Here is a 19,766-nt window from a genome sequence, read left to right as displayed (position 1 = left end):
CCGTGGCCCTGAACCTGGCGATCTCCCCCTGCCCCAACGACACGTTCGTGTTCCACGCCCTGGTGCACGGTCTGGTACCGGACGCGCCGCCGGTGACCGTGACCTACGCCGATGTCGACGTCACCAACACCGCCGCCCAGCGCGGTGAGTACGACCTGGTCAAGGTCAGTTTCGCGGCGCTGCCGTGGCTGCTCGACGGCTACCACCTGCTGCCCTGCGGTGGGGCGTTGGGACGTGGCTGCGGACCGCTGCTGTTGACCGCCGACGGGACCGGGCGGGACAGCTGGGCCGACGGTGACCTGTCCGGAGCGACGGTGGCGGTGCCCGGTGAGCGGACCACCGCGTACCTGCTGTTGCGGCTCTGGTCGGCCGGGCGACCGCCGACCCGGATCGAGGTCGTCCCGTTCCACGAGATCATGCCCGGCGTGGCTGCCGGCCGGTACGACGCCGGCCTGGTGATCCACGAAGCACGGTTCACCTATCCCCGGTACGGGCTGACCGAACTGGTCGACCTGGGTGCCTGGTGGGAGGCGGACACCGGGCTGCCGATTCCGCTCGGCGCGATCCTCGCCCGGCGCGGCGCGGTCGACCCGGGAGCTGCCGCTTCCTGGGTACGCGAATCGGTCCGGCACGCGTGGGCCGATCCGGACGCCAGCCGTGACTACGTGCTGACCCACGCCCAGGAGATGGAGACCGACGTCGTCGACCGGCACATCGCCCTGTACGTCAACGAGTTCACCGCCGACCTCGGCACCGACGGGCACGCCGCAGTGGACGCCCTACTGCGACGGGCGGCAGCGCACGGGTTGACCCCGCCCCTGCCGCCCGTCGACTGACCGGCTCGTTCCCGGCCGTCCCCGGCGTCACCGGACCGGCTCGGCACCGGTGACCACCGCGCGGCTCACACCTCCAGCTCGCGGGCGACCGCGTGCACCAACTGCGCCACCGTCTGCGTGGTCTTGCGGTCCGGGAACCGGCCACGGCGCAGGTCCGGCTGGACCTTCGCCTCCAACACCTTGATCATGTCCTCGACCATGCCGTGCAGCTCCTCGGGCGGACGGCGCCGCAGCTCCGCGACCGAGGGCGGAGCCTCCAGCAGCTGCACCCCGAGGGCCTGCGCGCCCCGACGGCTGTCGACCACCCCGAACTCGACCCGCTGCCCGGACTTGAGGTCGGTGACGCCAGCTGGCAACGCTCCCTTCGGCAGGAACACGTCACCACCTTCGTCACTGGTGACGAAGCCGTACCCCTTCCCTGCGTCGTACCACTTCACTCGACCCGTCGGCACCACTGACCTCGACTTCACTAAGCGGATTAACCCTCACCAGGCTAGCCGGAGCAGGCTATCGAGCGCTTCCGGGAATCCGGTCAGGTCGTCGATGACGGTGGCCGCGCCCGCGGCCCGCAGGTGCGCCGCCGGGCACGGGCCGGACGCCACCCCGATGCCGGGAATCGCCGCCGCCTGGGCGGCCACCATGTCCGCGGTGTGATCGCCCACGTAGACCTGTACGCCGTGCTCGCGCAGCGCGGTCGCCTTGCCCTCGGCGAACAGGTCGCCGGCGACCTCGTCCACCGGCAGGCCGAGGTGGTCCAGATGCAGCCGGGCCAGCCGGCCGAGCTTGGAGGTGACCACCACCACCCGGCCGCCACGGGAACGGACCAGCTCGACCGCGGCGGCCGCACCGGGCAGCAGCCGCGACGGGGTGATCGCGTGCTCCGGATACAGCGCCCGGAACTGCGCGACCGCGGTGTCGATCTCCTCGGGTGGGAACCACTGCCCGATCTCGTGACGCAACGGCGGGCCGAGACGGGACACGGCCAGGGCGACATCGACGTGTACGCCGGTCCGTCGGGTGAGTGCCCGGTAGGTGGCGGCGATCCCTGGCCGTGAATCGATCAACGTCATATCCAGGTCGAACCCGACCGACGGCGCCATCGCCTCCGCCCCTCCCCAAGGACACCGGCCAGCTCTCCGCCACGGACACCGGCCAGGCGGCCATCGTCGCACGGTCCGCCCAGCCCGCTCCAGACGGCCGAGGCCACGACCGGCCTTTGGCGGGCTAGCGTGGAACAACCATGGCCACCACACTCGCCGACCACTTGCGTGCCCGCTCCGACGCGGAGTTGGGTGACCTACTGCGGCTGCGTCCCGACCTGGTCGTGCCGGTGCCGACCGATCTCGCCACGCTGGCCGCCCGCGCCCAGTCCCGGGTCTCCACCGCCCGGGCGCTCGACGACCTCGACGAGTTCACCCTGCAGATCCTGGACGCGGCCCGGCTGTCCCGCGCTGCGGATGACGGCACCACCTCGGTCGACGCGGTGCTGGCGATGGCGACGACACCGGGTGCGGCCGGCACCGCGCAGGTGCGGTCCGCGCTGGACCGGTTGCGCGCCCGCGGCCTGCTGTACGGGCCGGCCGAGCAGTTGCGGGTGGCTGGCGGGGTGGACGAGGCGTGTTCGCCGTACCCGGCCGGGTTGGGCCGGCCCGCCGCGACGTTGGACGAGCGGGTGGCGCGGCGGTGCGCGGACCCGGCGCTGCTGCGCCGTACCCTGCTGAGCGCGCCGCCGGCGGCGCGGGCGGTGCTCGACCGACTGGCCGCCGGTCCCCCGGTCGGCACGGTCAGCAACGCCGGCAGCGGCACGGTCGGCAGGAACGGCGCGGGCGACGGTTCGCCGGACGGGGTCAGCCCGGTGCGCTGGCTGATCGAGGCCGGCCTGCTGGCCGTGGTGACCGACGCGCCAGCGCCGACCGGCAGCCAGGCGGTGGAGCTGCCCCGGGAGATCGGGCTGCTGTTGCGGCGCGACACCGGCCCGCTCGGCCCGCTGCGGCCGGCCCCGCCGTCGGTCGACCCGGTGCGGCGGGACGCGCGCACCGTGGACTCCACCGGCGCCGGGCAGGCCATGGAGCTGGTCCGCCATGCCGGCGCGGTGCTGGAGGCGCTGGCCGACGAGCCGGCACCGGTACTGCGTACCGGCGGGATCGGGGTGCGGGACCTGCGCCGGTTGGCCCGCGCCTGCGGGATCAGCGAGCCGCTGGCCGGACTGCTCATCGAGGTCGGCTACGCGGCCGGTCTGCTCGGCGAGGCCGAGGCCGCCGCGTCGACCAGCCGGTCCACCGTGGACGAGCAGGTGCTGCCGACCGCCGGTTACGACCGCTGGCTGGCCGAGCCGCTGGCCCGGCGCTGGGAACAGCTCGCCGAAGCATGGCTGGCGATGACCCGTCGGCCCGGCCTGATCGGCCAACGCGACGAGCGGGACCGGCCGATCGCCGCCCGGTCCGCCGAGGTGGAACGGGCCGGGGCACCGGTAGTCCGTCGGACCGTGCTGGGCGTGATCGCCGGGCTCGAACCGGGGGCGGCGCCCAGTGCCGACGACGTGCTCGCGCTTCTCGGCTGGCAGGCGCCGCGGCGCAGCCGGGGCCGGGACGCGTTGCACCGTGAGGTGCTCGACGAAGCCGCCCAGCTGGGCATCACCGGGCTGGGGGCGTTGACCGGGTACGGGCGGCTGCTGCTCGACCGCGACGGTCGGGCCGGCGCTGGCGGCAACGCGGCTGGCGACGCGGCTGGCGACGACCCGTTGGGGGTGCACTCCGGTGAGCGTGAACACCGGGGCGAGGCGTCCGCGGTGGAGCGGGCGCTCGACACGTTGCTGCCGGCACCGGTGGACCATTTCCTGGTACAGGCCGACCTGACGCTCGTCGTACCGGGCCCGCCCGAGCCAGGGCTCGCCGCCGAGCTGGAGCTGCTCGCCGAGCCGGAGTCGGCCGGGGCGGCGAGCGTGCACCGGGTCACCCCGGCCAGTGTCCGCCGCGCGCTCGACGCCGGCTACCAGGCCAGCGACCTGCACGAGATGTTCGCCCGCCGGTCCCGCACGCCGGTGCCGCAGGGCCTGACGTACCTGGTCGACGACACCGCCCGCACCCACGGCGGGTTGCGGGCCGGCTCGGCCGGCGGCTATCTGCGCAGCGACGACGAGGCGCTGCTGGCCGAGGTGTTCACCGACCGGCGGCTGGCCGGGCTGGCGCTGCGGCGGCTGGCGCCGACCGTGCTGGTGACACCGGCACCGGCCGGCCGGATGCTGGACGCGCTGCGCCAGGCCGGCTACGCACCGGTGTCCGAGGATGGTTCCGGCACCGATCTGCGCCGCCGACCCCGCCCTCGGCGGGCACCGTACCGGCATCCGGTGACGTTGCGGGTCGCCGATCCGCTGGCCGCGCCGAAGCTGACCGGTCCACGGATCTCCGGCCTGGTGGAGCAGTTGCGCCGGGGCGAGGCGGCGGTGCGCGCGGCGCGGCGGGCGCCCGACCCGGTCCGGGCGGCGAACGGCCAGCCGGTCGACGGGCTGGCCGAGGTGCAGGCGCATTCGCAGGCGCTGGCCGTGCTGCAGCAGGCGGTCCGCGACCGGTCGCTGGTCTGGGTCGGGTACGTCGACGCGCACGGCGCACCGGCGTCGCGGCTGGTACGGCCGGTTTCGATCGGGGCGGGCTTCCTGCGGGCCGAGGACGAGCGGACCGAGACCCTGCACACCTTCGCCCTGCAGCGGGTCACCGCGGCCGTGGTGCACGACTGACAGGGACACGACTGGCAGAGATCGGCCATCGGCCAGCCAGCCCTCAGGGCATGCCGTCCTGCCGGTGCCGGCGGGCGGCTTCGATCACCGAGACGGCCAGCAGCAGCGTGAAACCGGTGCCGAGCGCCTCACCCACCGAGTCGACGAAGCCCTGCCGCAGGATCAGCCAGCCGAACAGGAACCAGCCGACCAGCAGGGTGGTCACGAACGCGTACCAGAACACGGTGGTACGGGAGACCGGCGGGTGCCTGGCGCCGGTACGCGGCCGCGGTCGGCTCGTCCCACCGCCAGTTGTCATGAGCGCCTCCCCGCCCGACCGTTACCCCTGAGTCCAAGGTTGGCAGGTCGGCAGGCGTTCGGACAGCGATTGGCGCCCTGAGAAAAATCCGGGTCTTCCCGGGCGTCGGCCCCAGGGGGGTGATGGCCACCGCGCCAGCCCAGGGGTGATGGCCGCCGGCTGCTGACCGGAGAGTCGCCGGCAGCCGGCGGCCATCACCTGGTCCGGCGCACCCACCTGGGCCGCTCGCCCCCGTTGCTCCGCCCGCCGCAACCGCTCCCGGGCCGCCTCTCCCACCCGCAACCGGCGCTGTACGGATCGAACGCGCCCATCGGCGCCGACCAGCGTGACAGTGTCCAGAAGTGTCGACAGCTGTCGTGGTTAACGACGCTCGGGCGGGCAATCAGGTTGCGGGCGAAGCGCGGTTGTTGAGGATCGGCTCTCCGACAGTGGCGTCGGTCACCACGAACCTGCAGGTTGCCCGGGATGCGTGCGAGACTGGTAGGTCGCCCGGGAGGAGAGTGATCCGCAGTGAGCAACGGACCACTGATTGTTCAGTCCGACAAGACTCTGTTGCTGGAGGTCGACCACCCGGACGCCACCGGCTGCCGGATGGCCATCGCCCCCTTCGCCGAGCTGGAGCGCTCGCCGGAGCACGTGCACACGTACCGGCTGACTCCGCTGGGTCTGTGGAACGCCCGCGCCGCCGGCCACGACGCCGAGAGCGTGGTCGACGCGCTGCTCAAGTACTCCCGCTACCCGGTGCCGCACGCGCTGCTGGTCGACGTCGCCGACACCATGGACCGGTACGGCCGGCTGCAGCTGGCCAACGATCCCGTACACGGACTGGTGCTGCGGGCCACCGACCGGGCCGTACTGACCGAGGTGACCAAGAGCAAGAAGCTCGCCGGCATGTTCGGCGCCAAGATCGACGACGACACGGTGGCCGTACACCCGTCCGAGCGGGGTCGCCTCAAGCAGGGGCTGCTCAAACTGGGCTGGCCGGCGGAGGATCTGGCCGGGTACGTCGACGGCGAGGCCCACCCGATCGCCCTGGACACCGGCGACGGCCGGGCCGGTGGGCCGGCGTGGACGCTGCGCTCGTACCAGCGGGAGGCGGTGGAGCATTTCTGGGCCGGCGGCTCCGGCGTCGTGGTGCTGCCCTGCGGCGCCGGCAAGACCCTGGTCGGCGCGGCGGCGATGGCCCAGGCCCAGGCGACCACCCTGATCCTGGTCACCAACACGGTCGCCGGCCGGCAGTGGAAGCGGGAGCTGATCGCCCGTACCACGCTCACCGCCGACGAGATCGGCGAGTACTCCGGCGAGCGCAAGGAGATCCGGCCGGTCACCATCGCCACGTACCAGGTGCTGACCGCGCGGCGCAAGGGCGCCTTCACCCACCTGGATCTGTTCAACGCCCGCGACTGGGGTTTGGTGATCTACGACGAGGTGCACCTGCTGCCGGCACCGATCTTCCGGTTCACCGCCGACCTGCAGGCCCGCCGCCGGCTCGGGCTGACCGCCACCCTGGTGCGCGAGGACGGCCGGGAGGGTGACGTGTTCTCGCTGATCGGGCCGAAACGCTACGACGCACCGTGGAAGGACATCGAGCAACAGGGCTGGATCGCGCCGGCCGAGTGCGTCGAGGTGCGGGTGACGCTCACCGACGCGGAGCGGATGGGTTACGCGGTCACCGAGGCCGACGAACGCTACCGGGCGGCGGCCACCGCCCGGACCAAGCTGCCGGTGGTCAAGGCGCTGGTCGATCGCCACCACGGCGACCAGGTGCTGGTGATCGGGGCGTACATCGACCAGTTGCACTCCCTCGGCGAGTACCTCGGTGCGCCGATCGTGCAGGGCGCGACCACCACCAGGGAACGGGAGCGGCTGTTCGACGCGTTCCGCAACGGCGAGATTCCGACCTTGATCATCTCGAAGGTGGGAAACTTCTCCATCGATCTGCCGGAGGCGGCGGTGGCGATCCAGGTGTCCGGCACGTTCGGCTCCCGGCAGGAGGAGGCGCAGCGGCTCGGCCGGGTGCTGCGCCCCAAGGCGGACGGACGGCAGGCGCACTTCTACACGGTGGTGTCCCGGGACACCATCGACACCGAGTACGCCGCGCACCGGCAGCGGTTCCTCGCCGAGCAGGGGTACGCGTACACGATCGTCGACGCCGACGACGTCCTCGGCCCACCGCTACCAAGCGTCGACTGACCCGCCCCGCCCCCGCCCGCCCCCGGCGGCGGGGTCAGGGCACCGGCGGGCCGGGGGTGAGCAGGTCGGCGAGCAGGTCGCCGTACTCGTCGAGGCGGTCCAGCACCTCGGCGGCGGTGAACTGGCGGACGACGCCCGGCTCACCCGCCGCCGCAGCCTCCACCTCCGGCCAGGTCAGCGGGGCCGACGCGGCCGGCACCGGTCCGGCCCGCAACGAGTACGGCGCGACTGTCGTCTTGGCCGCGTTGTTCTGGCTCCAGTCGATGAAGACCCGGCCCGGGCGCAACCGCTTGGCCATCTTCGACGTGATCGTCCTCGGTGAGTGGCGCTCCAGATCCTCGGCGACCCGCTTGACGTACCCGGATATCTCCTCGGCTGACTGCTCGGCCGCGACCGGAGCGCTGAGTTGCATGCCCTTGCGACCGGAGGTCTTCGGGTAGCAGGCGATGCCGTCGTCGGCGAACCGGTCCCGGATCATGACGGCGACAGCGCAACACTGCTCGATCCCGGCCGGAGCGCCCGGGTCGAGGTCGACGACGAGCAGGTCCGGATCGGCCCCGACCCGCCACTGCGGGGTGTGCAGCTCCAGCGCGGCCAGGTTGGCCAGCCAGACCAGGGTGGGCAGATCGTCGGCGACCACGAAGTCGAGCTCCTCTCGGCCACGGGACGATCCGGGGGTGGGCAGCCGCTCGGTACGTACCCAGCCCGGAGTGCTCGCCGGGGCGTTCTTTTCGAAGAAGAACTGGCCGTCGACGCCGTTCGGGTAGCGGATCCGGGTCAGCGCCCGGTCGGCGAGGTGCGGCAGCAACGCCCCGGAGACCCGGGTGTAGTAGTCGATCACCTCGCCCTTGGTGAACCCGGCGCCCGGATAGAGCACCTTGTCGAGGTTCGACAGCTCCAGCGACCGGCCCTGCACCTCGACCCGGATCCGGCCGCCACTGCCCGCGCCGGGATTCCGGTCAGCCGGCATCGGCGTCCTCCTCGCTGACGTCGGTGGCCGGCACGTCCGGGCGGATCCGCAGGAACCGGGGGAACCGCAGCCGCCCGTCCGGAGTCTGCTGGCCGTACCGCACCTCGATGACGATCTCGGGTCGTACCCAGATCGCGCCCCGGGCGTCCTCGCGCGGCAGCGGCGCGTCGAACGGCGGCGCGTCGGTGCGCAGCGGCTCCAGCGCGGCCAGCAGCGCACGCTCGGCGGCCGACCCGATGCCGCCGCCGACCCGTCCGGAGAACCGCAGCGCACCCACCGCACCCGCCGCATCCACAGGACCCTTGTGGGCCGGTACGCCGACCAGCAGGCCACCGATGCGACGTGCGCCCGGACGCCAGCCACCCACGACGAAATCCCGGGTCAGCTCGATCTTGACCTTGACCCAGTCGGGGCTGCGCGCGCCCGGTCGGTAGACCGAGTCGTGCCGCTTGGCGACGACGCCCTCCAGGCCGTGCTCGGCGGCGGCGGCCCGGGTGGCCGGCCCGTCCGCGAAGCTCGGCGGCACCGTCCACGCCGGGCCGACCAGCCCGAGAGCTTCCAGCGCGTGCCGCCGGTCGTGGTAGGGCCAGCCGGTCAGGTCGGCACCGCGCAGCCGCAGCAGGTCGAAGATCATGTACGTGACCGGTGCGGTCGCGGCGAGCCGGGCGGCCCGACCCCGGTCCCGGACGTGCATCCGCTCGGCGAGCGCGGTGAACGACGGCCGGCCGCTCGCGTCCAGCAGCACCATCTCCCCGTCGAGCAGAGCGTCGTCGAGCAGCCGGGGCAGTCCCGCCAGCTCCGGGTAGGCGACGGTGATCTCGGCGCCGGACCGGGCGTACAACTGCTGCCCGGCACCGGAGATATCGGCTAGTGCGCGCACGCCGTCCCATTTGAACTCGTACCGCCAGCCGGGGCCTGCGGGCAGCTCCCCGGTCGTCGCGAGCATCGGCCGCAGCGGTCCACCCGGCACGCCTTCACTCTAGAACCCGCAACGAAGCGGTCGCGCTCAGTTCCTTTGGATGCGATCCTGGATCAACACCGGGCTGATCAGGTGATCTTGACCTTGGGGAAGGGGTAGGGGCCAGGTCGGCGGCCGCCGGTGATGGCGAAGGGGATCAGCCATGCGCGCGATCTGGAAAGGCGCGGTGTCGTTCGGCCTCGTCTCGATCGGGGTACGCCTGTACTCCGCCACCGAGGAGAAGGACATCCGCTTCCACCAGGTGCACCGCGAAGACGGGGGTCGCATCCGGTACAAGCGGGTCTGCTCGATCGACGGCGAGGAGGTCAGCTACGACGACATCGCCAAGGGCTACGACCTGGGAGGCGGCGAGATGGTGATCCTGACCGACGAGGACTTCGCCGACCTGCCGCTGAGCACCTCCCGCGCGATCGACGTGCTGGAGTTCGTGCCGGCCGAGCAGGTCGACCCGATGCTCTACAACAAGGCTTACTACCTGGAGCCGGAAGGCACCGCGACCAAGCCGTACGTGCTGCTGCGCGACGCCCTCGCCGACTCGGACCGGGTGGCGATCGTGAAGGTGGCCATCCGCCAACGGGAGCAGCTGGCCACCCTGCGGGTGCGCGACAACGTGCTGGTGCTCAACACGATGCTCTGGCCGGACGAGATCCGCCAGGCGTCGTTCGGTTTCCTCGACGACGACGTCCAGGTCCGCCCGCCCGAGCTGGCGATGGCCGCCTCACTGATCGACTCGATGGCCGGGGAGTTCCAGCCGGACGAGTACACCGACGACTACCGGGCCGCGCTGCAGGAGGTCATCGACGCCAAGGTCGAGGGGCGGGAGATCGTCGCACCGGAGGAGGAAGAGGCGGCCCCGGCCGCCGCCGTCGACCTGATGGCCGCGCTGCGTGCCTCGGTCGAACGGGCCCGGGTCGCCCGTGGCGAGCCGGCCGAGGGCGACGCGGACCGGGAGCCGGCGCAGCCGACCCCGATCTCCTCCGCTAAATCCGCCAAGTCGGCGAAGGCCGCCGCTCCGAAGAAGGCCGCTGCGGCCAAGAAGACCGGGCAGGCGCAGAAGAAAACCACCGCGAAGAAGGCAGCGCCGCAGGAGAAGGCAGCGGCCGACGACAGCAAACAGCCAGCGGCCAAGAAGACCGGGCAGGCGCAGAAGAAGACCACCGCGAAGAAGACCGCCCAACGCAAGACCGCCTGACGCGGTACGACTCACGCGGTACGCCTCACGCGAGCTCACCACGAGCCGTACGCCACCCCCGACCGAACCTCGATGTCAGCACCATCGCTGCAGACAGAAGCCGATTTTCGTCAAGTGTTGACGAAGTGTCGGCTGTGTCCGCGCCCGCATGGTGCGGTAGCGTGGTTTCCATGCTGATCAGGTTCGAGGCCAGCAACTATCGGTCGATCGCCGAGGGCGTCGAGCTGTCGATGGTGGCTGTGGACCACGATCGGGAAGCGGCGCGACCGGCGCCCCACATCGCGGAGGACCTGCTGACGCTGGCTGCCGTCTACGGACCGAACGCCTCCGGCAAGTCGAACGTCGTCGCTGCGCTCGCCTGGTTACGCGACGCCATCGCTGACTCGCTGCGTTTCTGGGAAGACGACATCCCACTGGAGCCGTTCGCTTTCACGGCAGGACCGATCGGGCCCAGCGAATTCGTCCTTGAAGTGACGGTCGACGATGTACGCTTCGAATACGTCGTGGAGCTCGACCAGAGCAGAGTGTTGTACGAGGGCCTCTTCCATTACCCGGAAAAGAAACGCCGCCGGATTTTCGAGCGCGAATCCCTTGAGCTGAAGCTGCAGCGTGGACTCGGCGCACTGTCAGGCACCCGCGAGCTGCTGACGGAACGGACCTTGGCACTGTCTGTCGCACGTCGTTTCGACGAACCGCTCGTGTCGAGATTCGCCAACGACATCCTGCGCATCCAGGTGCTTGGCCAGGTGCCGTCCCGCACGCACCCGGGAGCAACGTTCCGCAGCGGCTGGCGGCCGCTTCGCCGTCCCTTCTCTAGGGCCGATACATTTCGCTGGTTCGACGATCCAAACAGTAATCAGCTTCCGTTGTTCACACTCTCGGACGATGAAGGAAAGTGGTCGAGCTTGAGCAGCCGTGAACAGGCGCTCGCACTGCTACGCCTTGCCGATCTGGGGATCGAGGACGTCGTCATCGACGAGCAGGAGTTCGTCTATTCCAGCTCCGGCGAGACTCGCACCCAGCGTCGACTTCGTCTCGTCCACCGCTCGGGTGACAATTCGGCACCGCTGGACTTCTCCGCCGAATCGGAGGGGACGAGGACCTGGTTTGGCTTGATCGGACCGGTACTGACCGCCCTTCAAAACGGTTCGATCGTCATCTTCGACGAGCTGGACGCCAGTCTGCATCCGACACTGTCAGCGGAGCTGCTGCGAGTGTTTCGCAGTCGGGTGACCAACCCGTACGGCGCTCAGTTGATTTTCACTTCACATGACACCAGCCTACTCAACCACCTGAATCGCGACGAGGTCTGGCTGACCGAAAAACAGCCAGACGGATCGACCAGGCTCGGCGCTCTGGCCGAATTCGCCGGTGAACGTGTCCGCAAGTCGCAGAACCTGGAAAACGCCTATCTCCATGGTCGATTCGGCGCTCTGCCTGATGTGAACCAGACCGATTTCCTGCGGGCACTCGGGTTGATCGGCTGACCGACGATGAGACAACGTCGCCGCGAGGCGAAGTCCCTCAAACGCAAAGTCGCGCACCGGCCAGAGCTACGGACCATCGTGGTCTTCTGCGAAGGCAAGAACTCCGAGCCTGACTACGTCAACGGGCTGAAACGACTGCCCGAGGTCGCAGACAACACCGCCTTGAACATCGAAATCCATCCCAAGCAAGGTGTGCCACTGACTCTGGTGGAGATGGCTGCCGACCGGCTGGCCAACCCCGAGGTCGACGAATGCTGGTGCATCTTCGACGTTGAGTGGCCGAAAAACCATCCCAACTTGTCCGACGCCAGACAGCTTGCTCAAGCGAAGGGCATCGGACTGGTCGTCTCGAACCCCTGTTTCGAGCTTTGGTTGATCTTGCATCACCGCGAGCAGACGAGGCACCTCAGTACCGCCGAGGCTGAAAGCATGAGCCGCAAGCTCGACGGGCGGGCCGGAAAGAGCATCGATGCCGCCGTCTACATGCCCCTTCGCAAGCAGGCAGCGAGCCGATCGGAACGTCTGGAACAGCGTCACGTGCGGAACGGCACCGCCTTCCCGGACGACAACCCGTCCTCCGGGATGCACCGTTTGCTGCGGGCGCTCGAACGTCGGTAGCGGCAGGACGGCGCCGGAGGCGGCGAGATCCCGAGTCGCGGACATGAAGGCGCTCAAACCTGACTCTTTGATCAACTCGATCCATGCAACATCAATTGATGACTGTTGATGGGATGACGGATATGTGCCATGCTTCGGTTGGGAGCGCTCCCGCACCGCACCGATCCTGAACGCCAAGAGCGGAGGAAGCACCGTGCGTTCAACCCAGCCCGATCAATCCGGCCGGCAATCCCGGCCGGCCGCCCGCCAGTCCCGTCGAGCGCTCATCGTGCTGCTCACGATGGTGGCCGCCATGCTGCCCTGGACCGGCGCAGCCCAGGCCCACGGCACCATCATCAACCCGTCGAGCCGCGCCTACCAGTGCTGGAAGGACTGGGGGCACCAGCACATGAACCCGGCCATGCAACAGCAGGATCCGATGTGCTGGCAGGCGTTCCAGGCCAACCCCGACACCATGTGGAACTGGATGAGCTCCCTGCGGGACGGCCTCGGCGGAAACTTCCAGGCCCGTACCCCCGACGGACAGCTGTGCAGCAACGGCCTCTCCCGCAACAACAGCCTGAACCAGCCCGGGCAGTGGAAGCAGACCAACATCAGTCGCAGTTTCACGGTCCACCTGTACGACCAGGCGAGCCACGGTGCCGACTACTTCCGGGTCTACGTGAGCAAGAACGGATTCAACCCGGCCACCCAGTCCCTCGGGTGGGGGAACCTCGACTTCATCACCCAGACCGGGCGGTACGCACCGTCACAGAACATCAGCTTCACCGTCTCCACCTCCGGATACACCGGACACCACGTCGTCTTCGTCATCTGGCAGGCGTCGCACATGGACCAGGCCTACATGTGGTGCAGCGACGTGAACTTCGTCTGATCGGCGGGACCCACCCGATCGACCGGATCGACAGCAACCGTGCTCGTCCGGCCCAGGACGACGTCCTGGGCCGGACGAGCCCCACCGGCACGCGCCACGGGTTCAGGATCAGCGGGACGCGCTGACCCACAGTTGGCAGCCGGCGTGGTCGAGGTGCGCGGCGACCACCTCCCCCGGACATCTGGCGGCCAGCTCGCCGAGCCGGGTGATCAGGTCAGGCACCTGCGGCGGGACCGGTTGCTGCGGCACGGGCACCGGTCGGCGCGCGTCGAACGGCAACGCATCCGACACCGCCAGCTCCAGATAGCGCAGGCAGGCGCTGACCGCGTGGGCAACGCTGCGCTGCGCCGGCTGGTCCAGCGGTCTGGTCACGTCGACCGGGCTGGTCTGCGGAACCGCGCCGATCTCCCAACGGACCACGTCAACCAGCATCGGGCTGCCGGCGTTGTGCCGCAGGTCCTGGGCGCAGACCCGCACCGCCAGCCCGAGACCGAGGATCAGCGTGGCAAAGGCATCGAAATCGGGCACGCCCGGCCAGTCGGTGGCGTACAGCAGCAGCCGGGCACCGGGACGGCCGGCGGCGGCCCCGGCCAGGTACGTCCGGACGGGGTCGCCGGTTCCGTCGCCGGTCCCATCGCCGGAGACCGTCACGATGCCGTCGCGCAGATCCTGGCCGAGCACCCGGTCCTCGGTCAGGTCGAGCAGATCCACCGTCCGTACGCCGAATATCGCCGCCCACCCACCGAGCCGGAACCGCTCCGGCAACCGCAACGCCGGCCGCCCACCGGGAAAGGTTCCGACGGTCTCGACCGACGGTTCACCGGTATCGGCGTCGGCGTCGGGCCGCCAGTTCAGGTGTACGACCTGACCGCGCAGGTCGGTGACGGTGACGACGGCCCCGGAGTGCAGCCGACCGTGGCCGCCGCAGCGCAGGCAGGTCAGCACCGGGTGTCGCCAGCCGGTCGCCGAGCAGTCCGGGCAGGGCGTGCTGGGGACCGGCTCGCCCAGCCACGGCGGCAGCGGCGGCTGCCAGACCCGGCGCAGCGTCGGCGAGCGTTCCGGGATCGCCGGACGAGAGCCGGGGATGCGCCGCAACGAGGTGTGCTGCCAGCAGCCGTCCCGCCAGATCGCCTGCGCACCGGCCGGTTGGTCCTCCCCCGCCGCACCGGGCGGGTCGTCGCCACAGTCCCGCCTGACGCGGCGTTCGAGCTGATCGACGTCAACGCTCTCGGGCGGGGGCGCCGACCGCCGGTCGGGCAGCAGATAGTACGCCGGGGCGGTCAGCGACCGCTGTGCCAGCCCGTCCAGGGCGTCCACGATCGAGGTACGGGTGACGGCGGTCACCAGGTCACGGGCGTACCCGCGCTGGCTGTGCGGCACAGCCGCGCCCGGCACGTCGAAGCGGACGTCCCAGTTGAGGATCGGCACGCACGGATGCCATCGGGCCTCCACAACCAGGTCGAGGCAGAGCTGGTCGGCGGCCACGCAGAGCCGGCGCAGCAGCTCGTCGTGGCTGACCGGCTCGGGTGCGGCGGTCCGGCCGGTGAACACCTGCCAGGCCCGATGCCAGATCGCGGCGAACGCTTCGGCCTCCCCGGCGACCCGTTCCTCGTCCGGCAGGTCCGGCCGCCAGCCCGGCGGCAGCGACAGGCTCGGCTGGTCCGGGTCGAGCGGGCGGTCGGGCAGGCCGGTGCCGCGTACCGTCGCCATCGCCACCCCGGCCTCGGCGGCGAGCCTGGCGACCACCGGGCGGAGCGGGATCTGCCAGCCGGCACCGGGCGCCGGCTCGGGTTCGATCATGCCGGGTACGACGTTGGCCGAGGCGACGACGCCGGTGTCCAGGTTCGCGACGGTCAACACCACCTGGGTACGCAGTTGCCCGCCCTGCCGGCACGCCGGGCAGGTGTCCTGCTCACCGGTGCGTTCGTCCTCGACGAGGCGCCGCCCGGCACAGCGGACGCAGTCGACGGCGGTCACGAGGCGTACCGCCGGACCATATGCTCGCTCTGCCACTCGCGCAGCGCGTACTTGATCCGGTCGTTCTCGTCGTGGGTGCGGCGCAGTTCGTCGCGCAGACCGGAGACGTCCTCGGCGACCCGGTGCAGGAAGGCGTACACCTCGGCGGGGTCGAGCCCGCGCCGCACGGTGCGGAACTGGTGTTCGCGGACCTCGTCGGGGCTCATCCTGGGCCGCAGCGGCGGCAGCCGGAACACGCCGGAGTTGCGCGGCCGGCGGGATTCGGCGGGGTGGGGCGGCTCGACGATCCGGTGGAGCCGGCGGCTGGGTCGGTTGACGATCCGGTGGAGAAGGTTGCGCACGGTGGGGGTCACCTCTTCCGAGGACATCGGTACGCGGGACCGGTCGGCCGCCGCGTAGTCGGGTCGCGCAGGGGCGGATGGGGCGACCCGCCAACTGGGCAGGACTGAGCGGGAGGGCTCGGTCGCCGACGGGTCGCCCCTGCTCCGCGACCGCAGGGTCGTCCGGCGGTACGGCCGCGGAGCCGTCTCGTGGGTTTCGCTGGGGTCGGGACGGGCAGACAGCCGTACGCCACCCGCCCCGACCAGGGCACGAGCACCGCCTCGTTGCCACGCGAGGAGCGCCCGTGGCAGCAACTTATATGAGGAAGTTGGAGAACTCAAGTCTCTTTGTGAACACGAGTTTCTTGTGATCAAATTGGAGTTGCCACGCGAGGAGCCCCGACGAGCAGGAGCGTCATGCCTGCCAAGCCCGACTACCTGCGGATTGCCGACGAGATCATGGCCGACATCCGGGCAGGCAAGTACGCACCCGGCGACAAGCTGCCGTCGATCGCCCAGTTCTGCAAGATGTACACGGTCAGCCCGTCCACGATGCAGCTCGTGAACATTCGACTCGAAGCTCTTGAGGTCATCGACCGCCGCCAAGGCAAGGGCGTCTTCGTCACCGACCCGGCAACCTGGATGCGCAAGCCGTAGCGCCGACCCGAGTCGCGCCCGAAGTCGATGATCCACTATTCGGCCGTGCCCGTCGAGTTGAGGGCTCACGCACGTTATTCAGCGATTTGACGTGCGTGAGCCCTCAACTCGATGCCGCAGACGACACCTCATCGACTCGACTCGGGCAACCCGCACAGCCGCCACCCGACCCGTTGCCGGACCAACCGGAGACACCACGACGCCTACAGCCACCGCCGTTCAGGCGCGTGGCCGCCGACGTCACCGAGATGATCGAGTCAGGCATGCTCGCACCCAGCGACAAGCCCTCGTCCACCGCTGAGCTGGCCGACAAGTACGGCGTAAGCAAGGACGCCGCCTACCGCCCGCTGTCGCTGCTCCACGGGCGAGACCATTTTCGAGGCACAGGTTGGTATGCGGATACCACTCCGCCTCAAAACGACATCCCGGTTGCGCCAAGTACGTCGCTGCCAGTTTCTATACGCACTTGGGCGTGACGGGTTTCTGGCCCTATCGGGTTAGCGGGGCCTTCGACCAGGGCTGATGCCGGAGCTCTGCACGGCGACCTTCACCGCTCCACATTCGACGGCTGAGGTGGGCCAGGTGGGTCAGGTCTTGCGGGGTTTCCCCAGGTCAGCGACCCACACGGCGCAACGCCAACCTGCATGACCGCCTAACCAGGCCCAGACTCTCCCAGCTTGCGCGGATTACCACCGTCCCACCGGCCACCCGACGAATGCCGACGGGACCGGACTGCGACAGTCGGACACGGGTCGACATGAGGTGCAATCGCATCCACCCCGCGCTGTCGGTCTACCCGCAGGACGGGCCGTGCCGGCCACGGTCGATCTGTGACAGTCAGCCAGCCCTTACACATCGGTTTACATGAATGTAATGATGTCATGGACGGGATGTAGTGTGCGCGGGCCGGCGGGCACGGGATCGAAGGAGAGCACATCCGATGTCGACGCTGCCAGCCGGATCGTCACTCCGTACCGATGCTCGTCGCAGACCAGGCCGCCACCGTTGGTGGCGGACGACGGCCCGCGCCGCAGCCGCTCTCGCCCTGGCCGTCGGCGGCGGCACCATCGCGGCCGGTGGACCGGCTCATGCCACCACCGCCACCGACACCGCCGCCACACAGGCCAGCTGCCTGATCGTGGAGATCGGCACCAGCGCCTGGCGCACCGGCCCGGACAGCGGTGGCTACTTCAGCGACGTCATCATCAGGAACACCTGCACCGTCCCGGTCACCGGCTGGACGCTGGTGCTCACCCTGCCGCCCGGCCACACCGTCCAGCAGGGCTGGAACGCCACCTGGAACGTCAGCGGCAGCACCGTCACCGCCACCCCGACCTGGTGGAACGAGACGGTGCCCGCCGGCGGCACGGTGAACATCGGCTACGGCGGCACCTGGACCGGCAGCCCGCAGGAGCCGGGCTGCACGATCAACGGACTGCCGTGCGACGGCAGCGACCCGGGCCCCGGCCCGGCACCCGAGGTGACGCTGACCAGCCCGACCGACAACAGCACCGTCGTGTCGGTGTGCTCGATCCGGATGACCGCCGACGCCAGCACCGAGGCAGGAACGATCGCCCGCGTCGAGTTCTACGTCAACGACCAGCTCGTCGGCAGCGACCCGACCGCACCGTACGGCGTGGACGTGCCGCCCGACCACCCGGCGCTGCGCGGCGGCACCGGCCTGCAGCACACCGGCTTCGCGCGGGTCGTCACCGTCTCCCCGGCGGCCTCGGTCGACTCGCCGACCGTCCGGTTCGGGCAGGCACCACCACCGCCGGCGCTGATGGTGACCGCCTGCCCGGCGCGGGTGCAGGTGCCCGACGGCGGCACGGCGACCATGGCGTTCGTGGTCACCACCTGCTCCGCGACGCCAGGGCTGGTCCTCACCGTCACCGGCAATCCCGGGGTCAGCATCGCCCCGACCGTCACCCGGCCCGGCAGCCGGGAACACCCGGTCACCATCACCGCCGCGCCCGGCAGCGCGGGTGCCGTCGCCCGGATCACCGCACAGCCCGACTCCGGGTCCTGTGCGCCGGCCACCGCCGAGGTCACGGTCGGTCTCCCGACGACCTGAACGTCAGTGAACGCTGTCGTTGTCCAGCGTCGGGTAGTCGATGTAGCCGCGCGCGTCGCCGCCGTACACGGTCGCCTGGTCGATGTCGTTGAGCGTGGCCTGCTCACGCCAGCGGCGTACCAGGTCGGGGTTGGCGATGAACGGCCGGCCGACGGCCACGGCGGTCGCCTGCCCACCGCGGACCAGGTGTTGCGCGGTTTCCAGGTCGGTGACGCTGGTGAAGCCGGTGTTGACGATGACCGGGCCGCCGAACCGGGCGGACAGGTCGGCACACAGGTCGGCGTACTGCGGGTCGGTCGGGTCCACGGAAAAGTGCAGGAACGCCAGGCCGATCGGGGCGATGGCGTCGACCAGTGCCCGGTAGGTGGCGGCGGTCTCGGCGGGGTCGTCCTCGACCAGCCCGTTGACGCCGTTGGCCGGCGAGATCCGCAGGCCGACCCGCTCCGGGCCGATCTCCTGGGCGACCGCCGCGACCGTCTCGACGACGAACCGGGCGCGGGCGGTCGGCGAGCCGCCGTAGCCGTCGGTGCGCTGGTTGGTGGACGGGGCGAGGAACTGGTGCAGCAGGTAGCCGTTGGCGCCGTGCAGCTCGATCCCGTCCAGCCCGGCGTCGACCGCTGCCCGCGCGGCCCGTCGGAACTCGTCGGTCACCTGCGGCAACTCGTCGGTGGTCAGGGCGCGGGGCGTGACGTACGGCTGCGGGCCGCTGGCGGTGATCAAGGTGCCGTCGGCGGCGACGGTGCTCGGCGCGACGGATTCCAGCCCATGCTTGTTGTCCGGATGGGCGACCCGACCGACGTGCATGAGCTGGACGACGATGCGCCCGTCGGCGGCGTGCACGGCGTCGGCGATCCGCCGCCAGCCGTCGATCTGTGCCGGCGTGTGCAGGCCGGGCGTGTTCGGGTAGCCCTGCCCGACGGCACTCGGCTGGGTGGCCTCGGTGATCAGCAGGCCGGCGCTGGCCCGCTGCTGGTAGTAGGTCGCGGCGTGCTCGCTCGGCACCCCGTCGGGCGTGGCCCGGTTGCGGGTCATCGGCGCCATCACGACCCGGTTCGGCAGGGTCCACTTGCCGATGGTCACGGGCTCGAACAGGTCAGGCATCTCGGGTCCCTTTCGGCCCAGGTTTCCAGGTCAGGATCAGAAGGCGTACGGGCCGAAGCGGCCCCAGACCACGACGGCGGCCAGGATCAGCAGGAATGCGTTGGCGCCGATGCTGGAGTACTCGCCGCGCCGGGCGTGCACGATCGCGGCGCCGATCATCATCGCCACCAGGCCGAGGGCGGCCAGCGGCACGAACACCGGCGCGATGCCGGTCACCGCGGGCAGGATCAGCCCGACCGCGGCGGCGATCTCCAGTGCCCCGATGGTCTTGACCAGTCCGGGACTGAGGACGGCCACCGCACCCATGCCCATCTCGTCGAGCTTCTCCCTCGGCTGGCTCACCTTGACCAGTCCGGCGACGAGGAATGCTGCGGCGAGCAGTCCGGCGATCACCCACAGAACGACGTTCATATGTCTCTCCAGCCTCGGCCTCACTTCAAGATTGAAGCGAACGGTA

The 19,766-nt window shown here is 70.5% G+C and carries 19 protein-coding genes; 10 read left to right on the top strand and 9 right to left on the bottom strand.

The window, feature by feature from the left end; genetic code table 11:
• The first annotated feature begins 2 nt into the window (after positions 1-2).
• Positions 3-836, top strand: a complete 834-nt coding sequence (locus ACN27F_RS21060; RefSeq protein WP_421436003.1) for a 1,4-dihydroxy-6-naphthoate synthase — start codon at positions 3-5, stop codon at positions 834-836.
• A gap of 65 nt (positions 837-901) precedes the next feature.
• Here ACN27F_RS21060 and ACN27F_RS21055 read toward each other — a convergent pair whose 3' ends face one another.
• Together ACN27F_RS21055 and ACN27F_RS21050 are read right to left on the bottom strand one after the other, a co-directional pair.
• Positions 902-1,288: a cold-shock protein gene (locus ACN27F_RS21055; protein WP_421436001.1), complete on the bottom strand. Its 387-nt coding sequence runs from the start codon at positions 1,286-1,288 to the stop codon at positions 902-904.
• Positions 1,289-1,321: 33 nt separating this feature from the next.
• Positions 1,322-1,936, bottom strand: a complete 615-nt coding sequence (locus ACN27F_RS21050; protein WP_421436000.1) for an HAD family hydrolase — start codon at positions 1,934-1,936, stop codon at positions 1,322-1,324.
• A gap of 140 nt (positions 1,937-2,076) precedes the next feature.
• Here ACN27F_RS21050 and ACN27F_RS21045 point away from each other — a divergent pair, with 140 nt between their 5' ends.
• Positions 2,077-4,569 carry a helicase-associated domain-containing protein gene (locus ACN27F_RS21045; protein WP_421435997.1) on the top strand — a complete coding sequence of 831 codons (2,493 nt, stop codon included), beginning with the start codon at positions 2,077-2,079 and terminating at the stop codon, positions 4,567-4,569.
• 43 nt (positions 4,570-4,612) lie between these two features.
• On the opposite strand, the gene ACN27F_RS21040 is transcribed toward ACN27F_RS21045, so the two are convergent.
• On the bottom strand, positions 4,613-4,867 hold the full coding sequence (locus ACN27F_RS21040; protein ID WP_421435996.1) for a hypothetical protein: 255 nt from the start codon (positions 4,865-4,867) through the stop codon (positions 4,613-4,615).
• Between the two features lie 510 nt (positions 4,868-5,377).
• Between ACN27F_RS21040 and ACN27F_RS21035 the strand changes: the two genes are divergently transcribed.
• Positions 5,378-7,060 carry a DNA repair helicase XPB gene (locus ACN27F_RS21035; RefSeq protein ID WP_421435993.1) on the top strand — a complete coding sequence of 561 codons (1,683 nt, stop codon included), beginning with the start codon at positions 5,378-5,380 and terminating at the stop codon, positions 7,058-7,060.
• Between the two features lie 34 nt (positions 7,061-7,094).
• Here the strand turns inward: ACN27F_RS21035 and ligD (ACN27F_RS21030) are convergent, their stop codons facing one another.
• Positions 7,095-8,030: a non-homologous end-joining DNA ligase gene (gene ligD / locus ACN27F_RS21030; RefSeq protein ID WP_421435992.1), complete on the bottom strand. Its 936-nt coding sequence runs from the start codon at positions 8,028-8,030 to the stop codon at positions 7,095-7,097.
• Entirely contained in the window at positions 8,020-9,000 is a 981-nt protein-coding gene (ligD, locus tag ACN27F_RS21025; protein WP_421435989.1) for a non-homologous end-joining DNA ligase, read from the bottom strand. Before ligD (ACN27F_RS21025) ends, ligD (ACN27F_RS21030) begins: the two co-directional genes overlap by 11 nt.
• 151 nt (positions 9,001-9,151) lie before the next feature.
• Between ligD (ACN27F_RS21025) and ACN27F_RS21020 the strand changes: the two genes are divergently transcribed.
• From ACN27F_RS21020 to ACN27F_RS21005, 4 genes are all read left to right on the top strand, one after another.
• The gene (locus tag ACN27F_RS21020) at positions 9,152-10,201 is read left to right on the top strand and encodes a Ku protein (RefSeq protein ID WP_421435986.1); all 1,050 of its coding nucleotides are present in this window, start codon (positions 9,152-9,154) and stop codon (positions 10,199-10,201) included.
• 170 nt (positions 10,202-10,371) lie between these two features.
• Positions 10,372-11,688, top strand: coding sequence for an AAA family ATPase (locus ACN27F_RS21015; RefSeq protein ID WP_421435984.1), 1,317 nt, complete (start codon positions 10,372-10,374; stop codon positions 11,686-11,688).
• Between the two features lie 6 nt (positions 11,689-11,694).
• Entirely contained in the window at positions 11,695-12,306 is a 612-nt protein-coding gene (locus ACN27F_RS21010) for an RloB family protein (RefSeq protein WP_421435982.1), read from the top strand.
• Positions 12,307-12,499: 193 nt separating this feature from the next.
• Positions 12,500-13,180 carry a lytic polysaccharide monooxygenase auxiliary activity family 9 protein gene (locus ACN27F_RS21005; protein ID WP_421435979.1) on the top strand — a complete coding sequence of 227 codons (681 nt, stop codon included), beginning with the start codon at positions 12,500-12,502 and terminating at the stop codon, positions 13,178-13,180.
• 108 nt (positions 13,181-13,288) lie between these two features.
• On the opposite strand, the gene ACN27F_RS21000 is transcribed toward ACN27F_RS21005, so the two are convergent.
• Positions 13,289-15,157, bottom strand: a complete 1,869-nt coding sequence (locus tag ACN27F_RS21000) for a hypothetical protein (RefSeq protein WP_421435977.1) — start codon at positions 15,155-15,157, stop codon at positions 13,289-13,291.
• Positions 15,154-15,498, bottom strand: a complete 345-nt coding sequence (locus tag ACN27F_RS20995) for a DivIVA domain-containing protein (RefSeq protein WP_421435976.1) — start codon at positions 15,496-15,498, stop codon at positions 15,154-15,156. The genes ACN27F_RS21000 and ACN27F_RS20995 overlap by 4 nt, the downstream gene beginning before the upstream one ends.
• 396 nt (positions 15,499-15,894) lie before the next feature.
• On the opposite strand from ACN27F_RS20995, the gene ACN27F_RS20990 reads away from it, so the two are divergent.
• The 3 genes from ACN27F_RS20990 to ACN27F_RS20980 all read left to right on the top strand — a co-directional run bounded on the left by ACN27F_RS20990 (position 15,895) and on the right by ACN27F_RS20980 (position 18,208).
• Positions 15,895-16,134 carry a winged helix-turn-helix domain-containing protein gene (locus ACN27F_RS20990; RefSeq protein WP_421435973.1) on the top strand — a complete coding sequence of 80 codons (240 nt, stop codon included), beginning with the start codon at positions 15,895-15,897 and terminating at the stop codon, positions 16,132-16,134.
• Between the two features lie 227 nt (positions 16,135-16,361).
• Entirely contained in the window at positions 16,362-16,610 is a 249-nt protein-coding gene (locus tag ACN27F_RS20985) for a hypothetical protein (protein ID WP_421435971.1), read from the top strand.
• A 464-nt stretch (positions 16,611-17,074) separates the two neighbouring features.
• On the top strand, positions 17,075-18,208 hold the full coding sequence (locus ACN27F_RS20980; protein ID WP_421435969.1) for a cellulose binding domain-containing protein: 1,134 nt from the start codon (positions 17,075-17,077) through the stop codon (positions 18,206-18,208).
• Between the two features lie 3 nt (positions 18,209-18,211).
• Here ACN27F_RS20980 and ACN27F_RS20975 read toward each other — a convergent pair whose 3' ends face one another.
• Both ACN27F_RS20975 and ACN27F_RS20970 read right to left on the bottom strand, forming a co-directional pair.
• Positions 18,212-19,309 (bottom strand): alkene reductase, encoded by a 1,098-nt coding sequence (locus ACN27F_RS20975; RefSeq protein ID WP_421435966.1) that lies wholly within the window; start codon positions 19,307-19,309, stop codon positions 18,212-18,214.
• A 36-nt stretch (positions 19,310-19,345) separates the two neighbouring features.
• Positions 19,346-19,720: a DoxX family protein gene (locus ACN27F_RS20970; protein ID WP_421435964.1), complete on the bottom strand. Its 375-nt coding sequence runs from the start codon at positions 19,718-19,720 to the stop codon at positions 19,346-19,348.
• Positions 19,721-19,766 lie beyond the last annotated feature (46 nt).

This window comes from Solwaraspora sp. WMMB335, from assembly GCF_049179075.1.
GTDB lineage: Bacteria > Actinomycetota > Actinomycetes > Mycobacteriales > Micromonosporaceae > Micromonospora_E.
The sequence above is the reverse complement of the archived record's forward strand: the minus strand, read 5'-3'. Positions and strand labels throughout refer to the sequence as shown.